The organism is Flectobacillus sp. BAB-3569, assembly GCF_002270355.1.
Taxonomy (GTDB): domain Bacteria; phylum Bacteroidota; class Bacteroidia; order Cytophagales; family Spirosomataceae; genus Flectobacillus; species Flectobacillus roseus.
The window spans coordinates 487,176-505,406 of the sequence record NZ_NJFZ01000006.1; the positions used below are offsets into that span (position 1 = coordinate 487,176).

The window sequence follows — 18,231 nt, forward strand, 5'->3', positions numbered from 1 at the left end:
TTTTTTGTAGTTCATTTTATCAGCACATAAAATCATTTAATAGTGTTTCTGATAACAGATATACTAATAACTATTACTGCTGAACTTGAACTATTGTAAGGCAGTACTCTTTTGGATAAGGTCTTCAATCTCCAACAAAAGCTTTTTACCAAATCCTGACCATGAGTTCATAGTACCGCTCTGAAAAAGTTCAACTAACTGATCAAAACTCACTACATTGTGGTCTTGGAGGAAGCGCTTAAGGTTTTTACTGGCACTAAGCGTTTCTAAAAAATTTCCTGCGTTTAGTTTCTGCTCCTCGTACTCTTTAATAATCCTGAGTGCATTTAGATATTCAGAATGAGAAATTGTAGGCATTGCTGTTAATCAATAGTTTTGTGTTACACCTAAAAAGTTGTACCGTGTGCTAGTTCTAGATTCCAATGTGCTAATATACGACATTTTATGTTCCAACTTATGGTACAATTAGTTTATCTTTCGAATATAGCACTTTTCCAGTACTATCCACAAAGCTTGTGGTAATCAAATTATCCTTGATTTTGACCGATGTAAAAGCTGGGGTATTCGTACCAAAAAGTAAATAAGGATGTTCTTTTCGTACAATATCATTGGCATACGCAGCTCCGCCACTCACCAAGAGTTCAGTATCTAGGTCTGGAGCCTTTAGATATTGGCTATTGTGGCTATGACTCGAAATATATAATTGTACTTTGTATTTGTTCAAAAGAGGTTTGATAGTACTAATAATTTCTGCTTGATCGCCTCTGCCTGTTCCTGCCGAATACATAGGATGATGTCCTACTACAATTTTAATTTTTTCCTTACTCATACTCAAAGTACTATCTAACCATTTTAACTGTTTTTGAGTATCCTGTGACAAAATATCTGAATGCATAAAGGCATTATTGCGATGGTCTGTAATCATTGGAGTGGTATCAATAACCACAAATCTGACATTGTTGTTATTGGCCATTTCACGCACAAAAGTGTAATATCTATTAGGCAAAATCCATCGCTTATTGATTTTAGCATAATCAAGCTGTGCCGTAGGATTACCCATGTAATCATGATTGCCAAGGGTTATATACCAGTTTTTCAAAATATTAGAACCGCTATATACTTGTTCATAAGACTGTTTCCAGTGTGCATCGTTGATGTCGGCTACACCATTTTCATAAAAGTTATCACCCGTCGAGAAAATAAAGTCAATGGGTGTCAGCTTAGCCGATTTATCCATTTGTTTAGCTATCGAAGTCTGAGCATATTGTCCCATTCTTCCCCAGTCGCCCACAATATAAAAAGAGGTTTCTTTAGGTAAATCCATGGTTACTTCTTGTTTACAGCTCCAGTAAATTCCAATAGCAAGAATAAAGAGTAATAAGGAGAATTTTCTCATGTTGAATTTTCTTATTGGCGAATTTTAGATTTATACAAAATTCGATTCATTTTCGATAAAAAAGAAACGTATATGCCTGAAAAACAATAAAAACTATTCAACGGAAGGGGAGGGAGGGAACAGGCACAAAGGTACAGAGGCACAAAGGGGTTTTCAGTAGAGACGCAATGTTTGCGTCTGTGTGAGGGAACAGGCACAGATGCACAAAGGGATTTGGTAGAAACGCAATGTTTGCGTCTAGTGGTAGAGAGACTTTTTTCACACTTTGTGCCTTTGTGCCTCTTTGCCTTTTCGCCTATACCATCCCCCTGCTCCTTTGCCCCTAAAAATCAATAAAACATCTCCATAGGATCATCGACAACTCTCAATTGTTCATCAAAACCATCAATCAATAGCATATCTGCAGAAGAAATAGCAAAATTGAAAATATCAAAATTCTCCTTCAAACGTTTAAGATTGGATGATTTCGGAATAGTAGAAACTCCATGCTGGAGCGCCCAGCGTAAAATGATTTGGGCGGGACTTTTTCCGTATTTTTCAGCCAAAGTCACAAGTCTTGGGTCATTCATCTTTTGCCCACGAATCAAAGGCGTATAGGCTTGCAACTGAATACCTTTTACTTGACATTCGGTTAATAAATCTTCCAGAAATAAATAGGGACTAAATTCCACTTGGTTAACAGCAGGTATAATATTGGCATATCCAGAAAGTTCCTCTAAAAATGGAGAAAGGTAATTTGCCACCCCAACCGAGCGCACCAACCCCTCTTGATATAGATGCTCAAGAGCCAACCATGTTTCTTTTCGAGTTGCTTTGATAGGCCAATGCACCAAATACAAATCGATATAATCAATCGAAAGTTTTTTGAGACTTTGCTCAAAAGCCTTTAAGGTATTATCATAACCTTGGTCGTTGTTATGGACCTTGGTTGTCACAAACAATTCGCTTCTCTGGATATTACTTCGACGTATGGCATTACCGATTTCTATCTCATTTTCATACATCGAAGCCGTATCAATTAATCGATAGCCTGTCTCAATCGCCCATTCCACGGCTTGCTCAGCTTCTTGGTTGTACATATCATACACGCCAAGCCCCAACAAAGGCATGGTTTGTCCTGTATTTAAAGTTGTATATAACTGCATGGTTTTAGATTATTTGTGTATTGGAGATTGAGTGATTTTATTAAATATTTCGTCGACAAAAATCACTCAATCACCACTCATTCAATCACTCAGTAGCTATCAAGTCCAAGTAATTTTTTGCCTAAATCTGATAATACTGCTGTTTCGTATCGGTCTCTTTCAAAATTTCTTGGGTCGCCTGGAAATGCATATCCTTCAGGGGCGATACGGTTTTTCCATGAGTTGATTCTCCAATTTTTCAAAGCCTCATTGTCTTCCTCGGCTGGCATCATCGAAATATATTGAGCAATACGCACCTTATCTTCACTCTTATTTGGACGAATGCCATGTGGTTGAGTACTGTTAAAAATAAGCAAATCTCCAGCTTCTAATTTTACCTTTACAAAATGCTCTTCCAGACCCGTGGTGTCTGGCTTAAACCTATCTCTATCTTCTGGTTGAGTCAATTTCCAAGTATCATAAGTACGATATAATTCAGGAATACACTGAAAACCTCCCATATTTTCGTCTGTTTGGTCTGCTAATGCCAAGACTCCCTGTACATTTTGAGGGCGAGTTTCGGGGTCATAGTCCCAGTGGATAAAACCCTTGAAAATATGATTAGGTCGCATCGGAAAATTCAAATTTGCTCTGTCAATGGTTACCCACAATTTTTCGGTACCCCAAACGTCCACAAAAGCATCATATACACGTTGTGCCTGACGGTTTTCCCACAACAACTGATGATTATAAACCTCGACCATACCACTACCCACTAGTTCCTTCATTTGCATTTCGGCTCTCGGTGCCGAATACCAAGTGTCAGGATTCGTAGGATCTTTTTCCTCAAACTCCCAAAGAAACGCTGCTGTCTTTGCGGCTTGCTCACGTGAGACGGCATTTTTGATGACTACATACCCATTATGAATCCAAAATTGCCAATCTTCTTCGCTCAATACACGTAAGGGTTTACCATTGCTACGGTCATTCAAACCGATTTTGCTACTTGTCGCAGTCGAAGGGTTTCCCGGAATATCTTTATGATTTTGATTGGCCATCATTGTAGGGGTCATTGTCGGAGTCATTTGCATGGTCTTGTTAGTTTAGTAATATCTGTTGTTGAAATTGTTATACAAATTTATCCTGTTATTCTACTCAAAATCTTGGCTAATAATTGCCATTTTTTGAACAATTTTGATTTTTTGATAAATAATGATTTGTAAATGGATAAATAAAGTTCAAAATTTGACAAATTCGTAGTAAGCTCACAAGCTAGTTGAGTGTGCTTAAACGGTATTTTGAAGATTTTGTCTTAAAACCCATTAGTAGTGAACTATGAAACTCATTCTAGAAGAATTTGCGCCAGACTCTAATAGCTCATTTCGGATTATGCAAAATCCAAGATTGAGTCAGATTTTTTATTGGCATTTTCACCCCGAAATTGAGCTGGTTTATATCGAAGGTACTGATGGGACTCGGCATGTGGGCGAGCATATCTCGCGCTATAGTTACAATGATTTGGTGTTGATAGGCTCTAATATTCCACATCTCAATTTTGATTATATGGTCAAAACAGAGGACTATGAAAAAGTAGTTTTGCAGTTGAGTCCGTCATTTTTGGGAAATGGACTTACCCAAACGCCCGAACTCAAAGGAATCGCTGAGCTGTTTGAGCGTTCGCAATATGGTATTGCTTTCGGCGAAAATGTGAAATTAACATTGGCCGAAAGAATGAAAAATATTCGTACAATTCCACCCTTTGAGCAATTTTTGGAGGTATTGAGCATTTTTCAGTTATTAGCCAGTACAACTGAATATGTACTATTACACGAAAAACCTGTCGAAAATCAATACAACAAAAAAGACCAAGAGCGTATCAAACGCCTTTATCAGTTTATTGATGAAAATTATCAGCGTAAAATAGAATTGAGCGAAGTAGCCGAAATGACCAATCTGTCAGAGGCGGCTTTTTGTCGCTATTTTAAAAGAATGACACGCCTGACTTTTATCGAATTTTTGAATCATTATCGGGTCAATCAAGCCAAAAATTTATTGCTTTTAGACAAAAATGTTACCGAAACCTGCTTCGACTGTGGTTTTGAAAGTATGTCCTATTTTAACAGAACTTTCAAAAAGCTGACTGGAGTCAATCCTTTGGCATTTAAAAAGCATTATTTTTGAGACTTGTGTAGATTAATCTGTGGTTAACCAATAAAATAGAATGACTCCTTTTATAAGTTTAGAAAATACGGCACTCAGAAAATTTGAAAAAATTGTTGTCCGTAACCTCAATTGGCAAATAGAAGACCAACAGCATTGGGCTATTGTAGGCGAAAATGGTTCGGGTAAAACGACCTTATTGGAAGCCTTGGCTGGAAAAATTCCATTTGTGGGAGGAAAAGTAAAATTCCATTTTATGGAAGAAGGACAATTACTGAAAGACAAAATCGAGTTGGTATCCAGAGATTATTCAGGAAATCGTATCCTCAATTCAGCAGCACAATATTACCAGCAGCGTTTTAATGTATATGATGCAGAAAACTCACCGACGGTTCGAGAGTTTTTGACAGACCAAATGAAACCTATTGGCACAATTGATGAAAAATCGGTTCAATTACCCCCTTCGCCATATACAGAAGAAGAACTCTTGAATGCCGCCAGAGTATTACGTATCGAGCATTTGCTCGAACGTAAATTAATGACTCTTTCGAACGGAGAAACTCGTCGTACCTTACTGACTCGTTCTTTCCTAAAACGTCCTAAAGTGATGTTGTTGGATACACCATTTGTGGGCTTAGATGTCGCTTCCAGAGCCATATTGCATGAGGCAATCAATGCTATTTCGCAACATGGCACACATATCATTTTGGTAACTACGCCCGATGAAATTCCAACCTGCATTACGAATGTTTTTGAACTTAAGAAAAGTACAGAAACCGAAACTACACAGGAGGTCAATTTAGATCATGCTCTCTTGGAAGAACTTTTGGCATCGAGCACAAGCCAAGATAACTTTGAATACGCTGTCAGTATGCGTAATGTCAATGTAAGTTATGGAAACAAAAAGGTATTGAATACGCTCAATTGGGAAGTAAAACGTGGTGAAAAATGGGCTGTATTAGGACCAAATGGTTCTGGTAAATCTACGCTACTAAGTCTTATTAATGCCGATAATCCACAAAGTTATGCCAACGATTTTGATCTTTTTGATCGTAAAAGAGGTTCGGGAGAGTCGATTTGGGATATTAAAGGCAAGATAGGGTTTGTATCGCCTGAATTACATTTATTTTTTACCAAGCGTACAGAAGTATTTAAAGCTGTTGCCTCTGGGTTGTACAATACCAATGGTTTGTATCAAGCATTAAAACCTGGACAACAAGAATTAGCCGAAAAATATCTTCGCTTGTTGGGCATTGAACACTTGTCTCAAAAGCGTTTTTCAGAAATTTCTACGGGCGAACAACGTATGGTTTTGTTGGCAAGAGCTTTGATTAAGAATCCTCCATTATTAGTTTTAGACGAGCCTTGTCAAGGTCTAGACCAACAGCATATCCGTTATTTCAGGGATTTGGTAGATGAAATTTGTGTCAAATTGAATAAAACTTTGCTGTATGTAACGCACTATGAAGGTGAGATACCTGCCTGTGTTTCAAAAGTGTTGAAAATGACAGAGGGTAATGCCGAAATTTTAGATAGATAGTATTTTGACAGTCGGTGAGGAGCAGTCAACTTTGAGCCGACTATCATAAAATTCTTATCTTTTATTTTTTTAGTTAAAATAAATAATTAATTTAGTAACTAGTTACGTAACTGATTACATAAAATGGATATTATAAAAGAATTAGGTCCTTTGGCGATTGCGAGTAGGATGAAACGTCTTGCTGAATTGGTATTTAAACAGGCCATCAATGTGTACCGTGTACATGGGATCGATTTTGAACCCAAATGGTTTCCTCTTTTTTACTTGTTGTCTCAAAAGGAATCCATCGGTGTGATGGAAGCTTCAGAACATTTGAATATTTCACACCCAGCTGTTATTCAATTTGTGAAAGAATTAGAAAAAAAAGGCTGGGTGATGTCCGAAAAATCGCCTGAAGATGCTCGTAAACGTATCTTGAAACTAACAGAAAAAGGATGGGCATTTTTACCGCAGTTGCAAGAAATTTGGGACAATATCAAAACAGTTAATCAACAACTCATAGATAAAGAAGCACATGATTTGATGCGTTCTTTAGAATCTTTTGAGCAATATTTCCTAAAAGACGGTTTTTACAAAGAGTACTATCAAAACTATATTGATGAAAAATCGAAATAAGGCGCCTCTCTATTATTTGGTAATATTTGATGTTGAAATGGAAAGTTAAATTATTGTATAGGAAACTTTACCTAGCTGAAATAGCAATAAGCCCAAGTATTGTTACAAAAACCAAAAAAATAGAATAGATGGTTCTAAAAGTTCGTTCACTTTTTAATTTTCGGAGATCTTTTTCCTCTTGAGTCATTCCATAAAAGAGTTTTTTATTTCTGTCATATCCTGCTGGATAAATGATAATAGGAGCCGATTGTTGTATCGGAGATTCATTAGTGACGTTTTGTACCTGCGTTGTATCAGTAAGTTTTGGACTGTTGTTCGTGGTGTCAGAAAGTACCTTTGGGACGTGGTTAGCATTTGAATCAGAGAAACTTTCTGTGGGAAAATCTGAGGAAAGACCCAAGGTTTTTTCAGATATAAAAGTAGACTTTTTCGCTCCAACTAGTTTACCATCATCTAGGCTGGCTTTTTCGGCTAATAAAGATGCTGTCATATATGAAGAGTTTGTCAGTGAGATTGCACTGGCACTTGGATTAGAGCATGAGAAAAGAATCCCACAATAGATAATTATTAGTTTAGTCATGGTAAATGAAAATTATATTGGATTGGAACGTTGAATGAAGGGCTTTTCTAGTTTATGCGACAATATTCTCTATTTAAAAAGATATATTATTCCTGCAATTGCTAATAATGCAAGCTTTGCTATTGTGACCCATTCATCCCCGCTGTATTGTCTATGATGGTATTGCTTTATATATTTTACACGACCACTTAGTTTGTAACGGGGACTCCTATTTTTATCATATCCTCTGGGATAGGTGATAATAATGGGACGATAGTTATGAGAAGATGTTTCCGTAGAATCAATGGTTTGAGCTTGTAGCTGAATGCTATCTGTGAGGTTCTTTGAATGAAGTGTAGAATCAATTTGTGCTTTTTTGACATTCGTATTATTTGAATCAAGTAGCATTTCGGCTGAAATGCTGATGAAATCACAAATGGTATTTTGAAATAAGTAGCTTGATTTTTCATGTTCTTCTAGCATGAAAGTATTGTAACACAAGTGCGTGTTTTTAGATACTATAGGTTTTACTTCTACCCTAGAAAATGAATATAGAAGAGAAGTGGCGTTGGAATTTTTGCTATTAAAAAAGCATAGTAAGCCCAAGTAAAGCATACTGATTTTAATCATTTTTAAAAGAGAATTATTGTTGTAATAGAGCAAAATTAACGACTTAACAAATGATTAGGGAACCGAAAAATAAGTTTTACTATCGCTATTTTCTACTCATTTTATAAGAAAGTATTTGACTTGTTCATTTTAAATATACAGAAAAGAAAAACCATGTGCTTCAGGATCAAGGAATTGGGAAAATATCCTCATTCTTAAAGCACCCAACTACATAAAATTCAACTTTAATACAATGCAAATTCCTATTTATCAAGTAGACGCTTTTTCTTCTAATGTATTTGGAGGAAACCCCGCGGCAGTTTGTCCACTCGAATCGTGGTTGACAGACGACTTAATGCAAAAAATTGCTTTAGAAAATAACTTAGCCGAAACAGCCTTTTTTGTTCAAGAAACAGATACCCGTTTTCATATTCGTTGGTTTACGCCAACGGTAGAGGTTGATTTATGTGGTCATGCTACCTTGGCAACGGCACATGTATTATTTACGGAGCTAGGTTATGGGCATGAAGTTATCGAGTTTTTTTCAAGAAGTGGAATTTTGACCGTACAAAAACAAGGAGATTTATTGGAGCTGAATTTTCCAGCGGATGAAATCAAGGAAGTGGAACCACTATCAGCTTTGAATGAATGTTTGGAGGTAAATATTCTGCATACTTTCCGTGGAAAATCGGATTATATGGTCGTGCTCGAAAATGAAACATTGGTGTTAGAACTTCGTCCTGATTTCCGTCAAATGGCAACTATTGAAGCCAGAGGAATTATTGCAACTGCCAAAGGAAGTAAGGTAGATTTTGTGTCACGCTTCTTCGGACCACAATCAGGGATTGATGAAGACCCAGTGACGGGTTCAGCACATACTACTTTGACACCTTACTGGGCTGAACAACTCGGCAAAACAGAACTAACAGCTTGGCAAATATCTCCTCGTAAAGGTGAATTATGGTGTAAATTAGAAGGCGATAGAGTCAAAATTGCAGGAAAGGCAGTTCTGTATCTTAAAGGGCAAATCTTTGTGTAGGCTTTAAGCTATCGGCTATAGGCATTCAGCAAAAAAGGTTTCTTTGAATTCATGGGGAATATTTTACCGAAAGCTCATAGCTGAAAGCCGAAAGTTTAATGTTTGAATTTGCCCACTAAGTTAATTTGAACGTACCAATCTGATGATGAGTGCAATCCAATAACTGATATACCAATAACTGACAACTTTTTTATAAAAGCCTACGGCTCAAAGCTATAGCATGATAGATTTATGACAAAGGAATCAATACAAATCGAATCATTCCAACCTCAGTATAAAGAGGATTTTAAGACTTTGAATTTAGAGTGGATTCAAAAGTATTTCAAGGTAGAACCACACGATGTGGAGCAACTGGAAAATCCTGAAAAATATATTTTGGAAAGTGGAGGACAGATTTTTTTGCCCTCCATCAAAATCAAGTAGTTGGAACAGTAGCATTAGTCAAAAATAGCGATACCGATTATGAAATGGCTAAAATGGCGGTAAACCCACAATATCAAGGTATCGGAGTAGGAAAGGTTTTGTGTGCGCATACGATTCAGGCAGCAAAAGATTTAGGGGCAAAAGTTCTATGGTTAGTTTCCTCAACTCAACTTACACCAGCTTTAACGATGTATCGCAAATTAGGCTTCGTCGAAGTTCCGATTGGCGAAACCGAATATTCTCGTGCAGATATTAAAATGGAAATAGTGTTTTAGAAATCTTAGACAGGTATTTCTGTTTGAGAAAAAGCGCCGTAAGTACGAAAGACTTCAATATAATTGGTGTTCTTTCGCACCTACGGCGCTTTTTTAGCTATACACTAAATTTAAAAGGTAACCTATTTTAGGCAAGGACAAAGGACAACTCATCACTCCCCACTCACAACTCTGCACTTATTTTACTCTTTTCCTGCTTCTCGGTTATTTTTACCTGTCTTTTGTGTAATATCGTCGCCCAAATCTTCCCGCGCTTCTTCGGCTAATTGAAGTAGCTCCTCTACGATTTTAGGATATGTTTTCTGAACATCATATCGTTCGCCTGGGTCACGACGTAAATCGTATAAAGCCATTGGAACGGGCGAGTTCTCATTCACTTGCCCTGGATAACCATCATTTCCTGGCTGGAAACCTTCATAAGTACGCCCATTGTGCGCTAGAACCAATTTCCAATGCCCTTTTCGTACAGCTTCCAAAGAGTTTTTGCGATAGTAGTAATAAAAAGACTTTCTTGGTTCTGCCGATAGGTTGCCTTTGAGTAGTTCTGAAATATCTAATCCATCGATTTTATTGCTAGGTAGCTTGGCTTGACAGAATTTTGCAATCGTTGGTAAAAGGTCAATCGTCGAACTCAATTTATTACAAACTAATCCCTCAGGCATAGTTCCCTTCCAGCGCATTACGCAAGGCACACGTTGACCACCTTCATAGCTAGTGCCTTTTCCTTCACGGTATCCTCCCGACGAACCAGCGTGATTCCCGTAGTTGAGCCAAGGACCATTATCGCTGGTAACAATAACAAGCGTATTCTTATCCAAGCCATTTGCTTTCAAGGCTTTCAGTACTTCTCCGATCGACCAGTCTATTTCCATGATTACATCACCGTATAGCCCTTGTTGGCTTTTTCCTTTAAATCTTGGTGAAGCATTAATAGGCACATGAGGCATAGAATGTGGCAGATACAAGAAGAAAGGATTATTCTTATTTCGTTTAATAAAATCAACGGCCTTCTCTGTATATCTCGACGTTAGCATCCCTTGTTGCTCAAGAGTCGTTATATCCTCAATTTTTTCATTATTTTGAATCAGTGGTAACGTTGGGTAAGCCTTTTTCTTGAAATGACCTTCGGGTGCAGGACTCCCATCATAATCAACTGGCCACATATCGTTGGAATAAGGTAGTCCAAAATATTCATCAAAGCCATGCTGCAATGGTAAGAATTGTTTTTGATGACCCAGATGCCACTTCCCATAAATAGCAGTTTTATAGCCTTTTTCTTTCAACACCTCAGCTAAAGTCGTCTCATTAGCATTGATTCCGATGGTAGAGGTAGGCGCTAATGCTCCCGAAAAACCAATTCGATTGGGATAACAACCTGTTAACAATGCGGCCCGTGAAGCACTACAAACGGCTTGAGCTGCCAAAAAATTGGTAAACCTAATACCTTCTGTCGCCATCTTGTCGATATTCGGTGTTTGGTAATTGGTAGCGCCATTGGCACCGATATCACCATAACCGAGGTCATCCATAAATATCAAAACGATATTAGGTGTTTGAGGTTTGGGAGAAACAAACCCGAAGGTCATAAAACCTAGCAGACATAGGTTTAAGAGTTTTTTCTTATCATAGTAGGAAAGGTTGCCGTTTGGGTTAATATGAACAACCATAGGTAATTGTGTAACAGAGTTTATCATAAAAGCCTCAATAATCGTCGAAGCGTATTTACGACAAATTACCAAGATTTTGAGAAAATCATTACCAGATTCTGTAGGTTTATGGAAAATAGAATTTGAACATTTGACAAATGAATAAATGAAGAAACCCTTCTTTTCAAGAAATGGTTGTATTTTTAAAGTACTCAATGAAAAATAGACCAAGAGTATGACTCAAAATACCTCATCAGTTTTATACGCCGTAGTGGTTGGCACTTTTCAACAAATCGAAATAGGAGCTTTTGAAAAAGCCTTTATCAACCAATTACAAAATCAATATCCCGAAGTGGTTCTCGTAATTGCATCAGCGCCTATTCCTTCTAGCAAAAATCATCCTTTAGATGTAGAAACCAGAAAGTTGATGCTGGAAAAAGAATTTCCCAAGACTAAAATTACTACTTTCAAAAAACAAATATCAGCACAAGCAACCTCACAAGCCTTAGAAAGTGCTATTGCTCAGGCTGTTGGGGAAAGTGTTAATTGTCAGCTATTTGTCTTCAAGGAAAGCAACAATCTCACCCAGTACGAGCTCCCTTATCCATTCGAATGGGTTGAGTTGCCCGAATATGCACCACACATCATTGGCGACGCCGACCGTTCGCAAGTAGCCTATCGCGCAGGTGTATTCCAAACCGTTCGAGCGCAATATCCGAAAGTGTTTCCAACCGTTGATGTTGCCATTGTTTCTGGTGATAAAGTTTTACTTGGCAGAAAACCCCAGCAAGCACTTTTTAGATTTATCGGAGGGTTTATCGACCCCGAAGATGATTGTTTCGAAGATGCAGCCATCCGAGAAGCCGAGGAGGAAACAGGTTTGAAATTGTCGCAAGCTCGATACATTGGTACTGCTAAAATAGATGATTGGCGATACAGAGAAGAAGTAGATAAAATCATTACCAGTTTTTTTGTAGCCGAATACGAAGGAGGGACTCCCACGGCACAAGATGATATAGAGGAGTTGAGATGGTTTGATATTGCTTCACTGACAGAGCAAGACTTTGTAGAAGAGCACCGTGTGATTTTTAAATTGTGGGAAAAAAAGGGATTCTAAGGATTGGGGATATCGGATTTTTGATTTCGGATTCTTTAGCACTTGGTTGAATTATTTTAGTTGCCAACAGATTTTACCGAATGCCCAAAGCTGATTGCCCAAAGCCTATAAGAAATATTTTTCTTGATAAGTTCTTTACTACATCAAGAATTCTATCTTTGTTTTTTAATAAAAACTTAACGTAAGCTAAATTCTCAGGACCTAAGAAATCGGGAAATGGCTTGAAAGCCTTTAGTTTACTACTATAAATACAGCTTTTCGAAGCCCAAACCGAGTTGATATGCAAAATAATATCCTCCTACTCACCGACAGCTACAAGCTGAGTCATTACAAACAATATCCTTCTGGAACCAGTCATATCTACAGTTATTTCGAGAGTCGCGGAGGAAAATTCGAACAAGTTACCTTTTTTGGATTGCAGTATTTGCTTAAAGAATATTTGGCAGGAGAGGTCGTTACGCAAGCAAAGATAGATCAAGCTGCCAAGCTTTATGCAGCGCATTTTGGCTCAGAAACGCTATTCAATCGTGAAGGTTGGGAATATATTCTCGAAAAATATCAAGGTAGACTTCCCATAAGAATCAAGGCCGTTGCCGAAGGGGCGGTTATTCCGACACATCACGTACTAATGACCGTCGAAAATACCGATCCAAAATGCTATTGGTTGAGCAATTTTCTAGAAACTCTATTGGTACAACTATGGTATCCTTGTACAGTTGCTACTACCAGCAAGGCGGTTCGTTCATTGATTTTATCTTATTTAGAAAAAACAGGCGATCCAAGTCTTATTGATTTTAAACTTCATGATTTTGGTTTTAGAGGAGTCTCTAGTGTCGAAAGTGCAGGAATAGGAGGGGCAGCGCATTTGGTAAACTTTATGGGTACAGATACCGTAACCGCCTTGACGTTTATCCAAGAGTACTATCAACCCGACAGTATGTTTGGTTTTAGTATTCCTGCTGCCGAACATAGCACGATTACGAGTTGGAAACAAGAGGGAGAACTAGACGCCTATCGTAATATGCTTGACCAATATCCAGAAGGGTTAGTGGCGGTTGTGAGCGATAGCTACGATGTGTATCACGCCTGCGAAAAACTTTGGGGCGAAGCTTTGAAAGAAAAGATTTTAGCGAGAAATGGTACTTTAGTAGTTCGTCCAGATAGTGGTGTTCCTAAGGATGTAGTGTTGAAGGTGACAGAGATTCTTGGTGAAAAAATAGGTTATACCGTCAACGAAAAAGGCTATAAAGTATTAGTGCCACAAATCAGAGTAATCCAAGGTGATGGTGTCAACTATGAAAGTATTGGCGAAATTCTTGAAAATCTTGCTGTAAATCGTTGGAGTGCTGATAATATTACTTTTGGGATGGGAGGAGCACTTTTGCAAAAAGTACATAGAGATACCCAAAAATTTGCCTTCAAATGCAGTTGCGCCACGGTCGATGGACAAGACCGATTGGTATTTAAAGACCCAATTACCGACCACGGTAAAAAGAGTAAGAAAGGGCGTTTGAAACTCATTTTTAAAGACAACGAATATCATACGGTTAACCTCGACGAAGAAGGAGAGGATTTACTGATAACAGTTTTTGAAAATGGGGAAATCTTGAAAGATTATACTTTTGACGAAGTGAAGGGAAATAGTTTATAAGTAATGGCACAAAATGATATTTATTTATGTGTATAGGCACAAGGCAACAGGCACAAGGCAAAGAGTGTTAAATTGTTTTAATAACCACAGCCATGCTTTTTTCCAATGCCCACCGCCCAAAGCCGTTACCTGAAAGCTTAAAGCAAAATAAAATTTAATTTTTGAGCTTACAGCTTTGGGCATTCGGTAAAACATATATATCATTACTATATAACATTTTAACACTCTTTGCCTAGTGCCTGTTGCCTGTTCCCTAAAACACATAAATCAAATCTAATTTTGCAGCAATACTTACTAACTTAGTAATATATCTTGAATATGAAGGTTATAGATAAACTTGCTTGGATAGAGTTACAGAATCAATCTATCCTTTCCACAAAAAGTTATGGGAAGGATAAGTTCTATATTCCAGGCGGAAAAAGAGAATTAGGAGAGACAGATGAGCAGGCTTTACTTCGAGAAATAGAAGAAGAATTGAGCGTAAAACTTCAAGCTGAAACCCTAAAATATATAGGTACTTTTGAAGCACAAGCGCATGGACATCCTGATGGAGTTATTGTAAGAATGACCTGTTATGCAGGAAAATATACAGGCGAGTTGAAAGCGAGTTCAGAAATAGAAGAAATCCAATGGCTTAGATATGCAGACCAAGATAAAATTGCAGAAGTCGATAAGTTGATTTTCGACTATTTAAGAGAAAAGGGTTTGTTAGATTAAACGCTTTTTCAAAAATATAAAAACACCCTTCCTGATGCCTTTGAGCGAATTAGGAAGGGTGTTTTGCATTAGTGAAAATCTATTTCAAAATCGTTTCAATTTTTGCTAATTCTTCTGCTGAAAAGTTGGTGTTTTTTAGACATTCCAGCGAATCTAATAATTGAGCCGGACGACTTGCACCTACTAAAACCGATGTTACTCTGCGGTCTTTCAGAATCCATGAAAGAGCCATTTGCGCTAAACTTTGTCTGCGCTCTTGAGCGAGAGTATTTAATTGCTGTATTTGCTCTAGTTTTTCAGGAGTAATCATTGCCGTTTTCAAGAAACCATGAGGCTTGGCTGCTCTGGAATCTTCTGGTACACCTTGAAGATATTTGTTAGTCAATAAACCCTGCGCCAATGGCGAGAAAGGAATACAACCAATACCTTCTTTTTCCAGAGTATCTAATAATCCGCCTTCTACCCAACGTTCAAACATCGAGTATTTGGGCTGATGAATAACACAAGGAGTACCCAACTGCTTGAGAATAGCGCTTGCTTGAGCTGTTTCTTCAGCTTTATAATTTGAGATACCTACATACAAAGCTTTTCCTTGACGAACAATCAAATCCAAAGCTGCCATAGTTTCTTCTAGAGGCGTATTTGGGTCAGGGCGATGGTGATAAAAAATATCTACGTATTCCAATCCCATACGCTTAAGACTTTGGTCTAGGCTAGCAACAAGGTACTTTTTCGAGCCCCAATCGCCATAAGGACCAGGCCACATCGTATATCCTGCTTTGGTAGAAATAATCAACTCATCACGATAGGGCAAAAAGTCTTTTTTGAGAATTGTTCCAAAATTTTCCTCCGCCGAACCTGGAGGAGGCCCGTAATTATTGGCAAGGTCAAAATGTGTAACGCCTTGGGCAAAAGCCGTATGAAGGATAGCACGGTAGTTTTCGAAGGTATCTACGCCTCCAAAATTATGCCATAAGCCCAACGAAAGCGCTGGAAGTTGTAGTCCACTGCGTCCACAACGACGATACGTCATGTCGTTGTAGCGTGTAGGATTAGCAAGGTAAGTCATTTATGAAAAATAGAGTTTAGCTGTAAATCAATCTATTTTATGCCTCTTGAGGATATTTTAAGCCCACTTGAGCACGAATTTCGTCCATAAGTTCCATCAATTCTAGACTAAACTGTAAAGGAAGTTTATCGTTTTCGATACGCCCTTCTGCCAAACAACGCTGTACATCGATAGCTTCATAGCTATAGCCCCAGCCATTACGTTCGGTTGCTATTTCTTGAGGTTCTTCGCCTTCGATAGTTAGGGTAAAACCAAAAGTTTCATGGAAACGACCATGAATAAAGATTTTGCCTTTTGTACCATAAATCGTACAAGTCGTATCTGTTTTAGCGGCTAGTGTTGAAAATAAAGAGGCCGTTGCACCACTAGGAAAAGCTAGAGCAATAGACATATTCATATCTACGCCTGTAGGTGCCATTACGCCCACGGCTTTTACTTGAGAAGGAATTCCCAAAAGTAGTTTACTAATAAATAAAGGGTAAATACCAATATCCATCAACGAACCACCAGTCAATTCAGGGTTGAAAAGACGACCTTCTGGGTCATAATTTGCCAAAAAGCCAAAGTCTGCTACGATATGTTTGATTTCTCCAATGGTGCCATTTTCGATAATCTCTTTGATTTGATTAATGGCTGGGTGAAAACGAGTCCAGATAGCCTCCATCAAGAATACTTGTTTCTCTTGAGATTTAGCGATCATACTTTTCACCATTTGGCTATTGATAGCAAATGCTTTTTCGCATAATACAGGTACACCAGCTTCGAGGCACATGAGTGTATTTTCACAATGTTGCGCATGAGGTGTTGCTATATAAATCACATCGACAAGACCGCTGTTGGCAAGCTCTTCATAGCTTCCAAACGTGTTGGGGCAGTTGTATGGCTTGGCAAATTCCTGTGCTTTTTCGAGGCTACGGGAGGCTACCGCATTGAGTAAAGCGTTTGGAACACTCATGAGGTCATCAGCAAATTTTTCAGCGATTTTTCCACAGCCAATAATTCCCCAGCGAGTAGGAGAGGTTGAGATTGTATTTTCCACGGGAGTAGGTAATTTGTTAAATTGAGGATAGAATTTTGAAGAGTGATAATGATGGTGAATCACTCAAAATAAGTACCTAAAGATAGGGACAAACAAGTGAACAGACAAGCTACGATGTCCGTCCTATTTAGTGATTGAGCAAATGAGTGATTATTTGGAATAAGAATTTTACAGGTAGAGAGGCAATACTTTACCTCTAAAGTGATTATGTTCTTGAATGCATCATCAAAAACATGAGTCATCCCGAATTTTTCGTGAAGACTTTTAAAAAAGAAACCTCCTTGTTTACTTTGTGAATTACGACAAACACAAACAAACAGGAGGTTTCTATGCATAAAGCATTTCTACAAAATAATGACATAAAATCGAGTAAGTCAAGACTCTCTCATTTACTTCTTCATAAACTTGATCTTTATCTTGCTGACGTCCAGTTATCGTTAGATTCTGTTCTGGATAAGCGTTTAGTTCGTACTTTTTACGATTTAATAGTTGCCATTTTATTGCATCGACACAACTCTATGGGCTTATTGCTTAGTGAGTTAGGTGGCTATATTTGCGGTTTTTCACATGCTCCCGCTGGGACAAAACGCATTAGTAATCTGTTACGTTCCAAAAAATGGACATCTACTATCATTGATAATTTTCTCTTTAGTCAAACTCGAAAAAGGCTAGAATCGTTAGTAAAACAGGGAAAACGTCCGCTAATGCTTTGGGATGATAGTCGGCTAGAAAAGGCTGAATCTTGGTTTTTGGAAGGGCTTTGTAGTGTAGAAAGCTCAAAAGCAAAACGACTAACACGGATAAAAAAAGGATACTATTCTCCTCCTAATAAACGTATTTGTGTTCCTGGTTATCATTGGACAAGTACGTTGCTCTCAGCTTTGGGTGAGTCTGTAAGTGTATGTCAGATGAGTTGGTGGACTACCAGAGGTAAATACAAGGAATATGGTCGAAACATTATGTTTCGGATGCTAGAAAAACTACAAGCACAAGTAGGAAAAGGCATCCTACATGTGCTTGACCGTGGTTACGCTAATGAGTGGACCATCGAGTGGTTTACGAACTTCGAACAAGATTTCCTAGTCCGATGGAAGAAGAATCATTTACTTATACACTCAACTAAAGGTAAAAAGCAAACCCATCTTCTAGCTCGCTCTTTTAAAGCTAGAAGTAAAAAGATTGTGCTCGATTCTCAGAGAAAGATTCTCAAGAGCATTTCTATTGCTTGGACTCAAGTACAACACCCTAGTTT

19 protein-coding genes are annotated in these 18,231 nt (G+C 38.0%); 10 read left to right on the forward strand and 9 right to left on the reverse strand.

The features are described from left to right. Window positions 1-90 precede the first annotated feature (90 nt). The 4 genes from BWI92_RS07840 to BWI92_RS07855 all read right to left on the reverse strand — a co-directional run bounded on the left by BWI92_RS07840 (window position 91) and on the right by BWI92_RS07855 (window position 3,611). Entirely contained in the window at window positions 91-357 is a 267-nt protein-coding gene (locus BWI92_RS07840; RefSeq protein ID WP_095161615.1) for a hypothetical protein, read from the reverse strand. Window positions 358-454: 97 nt separating this feature from the next. Then, window positions 455-1,396, reverse strand: coding sequence for a metallophosphoesterase (locus BWI92_RS07845; protein ID WP_095161617.1), 942 nt, complete (start codon window positions 1,394-1,396; stop codon window positions 455-457). A gap of 329 nt (window positions 1,397-1,725) precedes the next feature. Then, window positions 1,726-2,541 carry an aldo/keto reductase gene (locus BWI92_RS07850; RefSeq protein WP_095161619.1) on the reverse strand — a complete coding sequence of 272 codons (816 nt, stop codon included), beginning with the start codon at window positions 2,539-2,541 and terminating at the stop codon, window positions 1,726-1,728. 89 nt (window positions 2,542-2,630) lie between these two features. Next, window positions 2,631-3,611 (reverse strand): phytanoyl-CoA dioxygenase family protein, encoded by a 981-nt coding sequence (locus tag BWI92_RS07855; protein WP_095161621.1) that lies wholly within the window; start codon window positions 3,609-3,611, stop codon window positions 2,631-2,633. Between the two features lie 244 nt (window positions 3,612-3,855). Between BWI92_RS07855 and BWI92_RS07860 the strand changes: the two genes are divergently transcribed. The 3 genes from BWI92_RS07860 (at window position 3,856) to BWI92_RS07870 (ending at window position 6,835) form a co-directional block, all read left to right on the forward strand. Then, window positions 3,856-4,701, forward strand: coding sequence for an AraC family transcriptional regulator (locus BWI92_RS07860; RefSeq protein WP_095161623.1), 846 nt, complete (start codon window positions 3,856-3,858; stop codon window positions 4,699-4,701). Between the two features lie 40 nt (window positions 4,702-4,741). Continuing rightward, entirely contained in the window at window positions 4,742-6,220 is a 1,479-nt protein-coding gene (locus BWI92_RS07865) for an ATP-binding cassette domain-containing protein (RefSeq protein WP_095161625.1), read from the forward strand. Window positions 6,221-6,343: 123 nt separating this feature from the next. After that, window positions 6,344-6,835 (forward strand): MarR family winged helix-turn-helix transcriptional regulator, encoded by a 492-nt coding sequence (locus BWI92_RS07870; RefSeq protein WP_095161627.1) that lies wholly within the window; start codon window positions 6,344-6,346, stop codon window positions 6,833-6,835. A gap of 67 nt (window positions 6,836-6,902) precedes the next feature. On the opposite strand, the gene BWI92_RS07875 is transcribed toward BWI92_RS07870, so the two are convergent. Next, window positions 6,903-7,325, reverse strand: coding sequence for a hypothetical protein (locus BWI92_RS07875; RefSeq protein ID WP_095161629.1), 423 nt, complete (start codon window positions 7,323-7,325; stop codon window positions 6,903-6,905). A 159-nt stretch (window positions 7,326-7,484) separates the two neighbouring features. Next, window positions 7,485-7,877 carry a hypothetical protein gene (locus tag BWI92_RS07880; protein ID WP_095161631.1) on the reverse strand — a complete coding sequence of 131 codons (393 nt, stop codon included), beginning with the start codon at window positions 7,875-7,877 and terminating at the stop codon, window positions 7,485-7,487. A gap of 379 nt (window positions 7,878-8,256) precedes the next feature. On the opposite strand from BWI92_RS07880, the gene BWI92_RS07885 reads away from it, so the two are divergent. From BWI92_RS07885 to BWI92_RS07890, 3 genes are all read left to right on the forward strand, one after another. Then, window positions 8,257-9,042, forward strand: coding sequence for a PhzF family phenazine biosynthesis protein (locus BWI92_RS07885; RefSeq protein ID WP_095161633.1), 786 nt, complete (start codon window positions 8,257-8,259; stop codon window positions 9,040-9,042). A 231-nt stretch (window positions 9,043-9,273) separates the two neighbouring features. Then, a complete protein-coding gene (locus BWI92_RS28110) occupies window positions 9,274-9,465 on the forward strand; it encodes a hypothetical protein (protein WP_229362790.1) in 192 nt (63 codons plus the stop codon). Further along, window positions 9,411-9,740: a GNAT family N-acetyltransferase gene (locus tag BWI92_RS07890; RefSeq protein WP_229362811.1), complete on the forward strand. Its 330-nt coding sequence runs from the start codon at window positions 9,411-9,413 to the stop codon at window positions 9,738-9,740. The genes BWI92_RS28110 and BWI92_RS07890 overlap by 55 nt, the downstream gene beginning before the upstream one ends. Before the next feature lie 182 nt (window positions 9,741-9,922). Here BWI92_RS07890 and BWI92_RS07895 read toward each other — a convergent pair whose 3' ends face one another. Next, window positions 9,923-11,326 carry a sulfatase gene (locus tag BWI92_RS07895; protein ID WP_095161682.1) on the reverse strand — a complete coding sequence of 468 codons (1,404 nt, stop codon included), beginning with the start codon at window positions 11,324-11,326 and terminating at the stop codon, window positions 9,923-9,925. Window positions 11,327-11,621: 295 nt separating this feature from the next. Between BWI92_RS07895 and BWI92_RS07900 the strand changes: the two genes are divergently transcribed. The 3 genes from BWI92_RS07900 (at window position 11,622) to BWI92_RS07915 (ending at window position 14,871) form a co-directional block, all read left to right on the forward strand. Beyond that, window positions 11,622-12,503, forward strand: a complete 882-nt coding sequence (locus BWI92_RS07900; protein WP_095161634.1) for an NUDIX hydrolase — start codon at window positions 11,622-11,624, stop codon at window positions 12,501-12,503. A 280-nt stretch (window positions 12,504-12,783) separates the two neighbouring features. Continuing rightward, window positions 12,784-14,154, forward strand: coding sequence for a nicotinate phosphoribosyltransferase (locus tag BWI92_RS07905; RefSeq protein ID WP_095161636.1), 1,371 nt, complete (start codon window positions 12,784-12,786; stop codon window positions 14,152-14,154). A 318-nt stretch (window positions 14,155-14,472) separates the two neighbouring features. After that, a complete protein-coding gene (locus BWI92_RS07915; RefSeq protein WP_095161639.1) occupies window positions 14,473-14,871 on the forward strand; it encodes an NUDIX domain-containing protein in 399 nt (132 codons plus the stop codon). Window positions 14,872-14,950: 79 nt separating this feature from the next. On the opposite strand, the gene mgrA is transcribed toward BWI92_RS07915, so the two are convergent. After that, window positions 14,951-15,940 carry an L-glyceraldehyde 3-phosphate reductase gene (mgrA, locus tag BWI92_RS07920; protein WP_095161641.1) on the reverse strand — a complete coding sequence of 330 codons (990 nt, stop codon included), beginning with the start codon at window positions 15,938-15,940 and terminating at the stop codon, window positions 14,951-14,953. Window positions 15,941-15,977: 37 nt separating this feature from the next. Then, on the reverse strand, window positions 15,978-16,979 hold the full coding sequence (locus BWI92_RS07925) for a Gfo/Idh/MocA family protein (RefSeq protein WP_229362792.1): 1,002 nt from the start codon (window positions 16,977-16,979) through the stop codon (window positions 15,978-15,980). 329 nt (window positions 16,980-17,308) lie between these two features. On the opposite strand from BWI92_RS07925, the gene BWI92_RS07930 reads away from it, so the two are divergent. Next, on the forward strand, window positions 17,309-18,231 hold a 923-nt coding region (locus tag BWI92_RS07930), incomplete at its 3' end, for a hypothetical protein (RefSeq protein WP_176464369.1).

Bases quoted from the DNA above. Each gene is read 5' to 3' on its own strand.
- BWI92_RS07860 (WP_095161623.1), top strand. From the start codon at position 3,856: ATGAAACTCATTCTAGAAGAATTTGCGCCAGACTCTAATAGCTCATTT.
- BWI92_RS07875 (WP_095161629.1), bottom strand. From the start codon at position 7,325: ATGACAGCATCTTTATTAGCCGAAAAAGCCAGCCTAGATGATGGTAAA.
- BWI92_RS07895 (WP_095161682.1), bottom strand. From the start codon at position 11,326: ATGACCTTCGGGTTTGTTTCTCCCAAACCTCAAACACCTAATATCGTT.
- BWI92_RS07865 (WP_095161625.1), top strand. From the start codon at position 4,742: ATGACTCCTTTTATAAGTTTAGAAAATACGGCACTCAGAAAATTTGAA.
- BWI92_RS07880 (WP_095161631.1), bottom strand. From the start codon at position 7,877: ATGCTAGAAGAACATGAAAAATCAAGCTACTTATTTCAAAATACCATT.
- BWI92_RS07840 (WP_095161615.1), bottom strand. From the start codon at position 357: ATGCCTACAATTTCTCATTCTGAATATCTAAATGCACTCAGGATTATT.
- BWI92_RS07885 (WP_095161633.1), top strand. From the start codon at position 8,257: ATGCAAATTCCTATTTATCAAGTAGACGCTTTTTCTTCTAATGTATTT.
- BWI92_RS07845 (WP_095161617.1), bottom strand. From the start codon at position 1,396: ATGAGAAAATTCTCCTTATTACTCTTTATTCTTGCTATTGGAATTTAC.
- BWI92_RS07900 (WP_095161634.1), top strand. From the start codon at position 11,622: ATGACTCAAAATACCTCATCAGTTTTATACGCCGTAGTGGTTGGCACT.
- BWI92_RS07915 (WP_095161639.1), top strand. From the start codon at position 14,473: ATGAAGGTTATAGATAAACTTGCTTGGATAGAGTTACAGAATCAATCT.
- BWI92_RS07855 (WP_095161621.1), bottom strand. From the start codon at position 3,611: ATGCAAATGACTCCGACAATGACCCCTACAATGATGGCCAATCAAAAT.
- BWI92_RS07850 (WP_095161619.1), bottom strand. From the start codon at position 2,541: ATGCAGTTATATACAACTTTAAATACAGGACAAACCATGCCTTTGTTG.
- BWI92_RS28110 (WP_229362790.1), top strand. From the start codon at position 9,274: ATGACAAAGGAATCAATACAAATCGAATCATTCCAACCTCAGTATAAA.
- BWI92_RS07905 (WP_095161636.1), top strand. From the start codon at position 12,784: ATGCAAAATAATATCCTCCTACTCACCGACAGCTACAAGCTGAGTCAT.
- mgrA (WP_095161641.1), bottom strand. From the start codon at position 15,940: ATGACTTACCTTGCTAATCCTACACGCTACAACGACATGACGTATCGT.
- BWI92_RS07870 (WP_095161627.1), top strand. From the start codon at position 6,344: ATGGATATTATAAAAGAATTAGGTCCTTTGGCGATTGCGAGTAGGATG.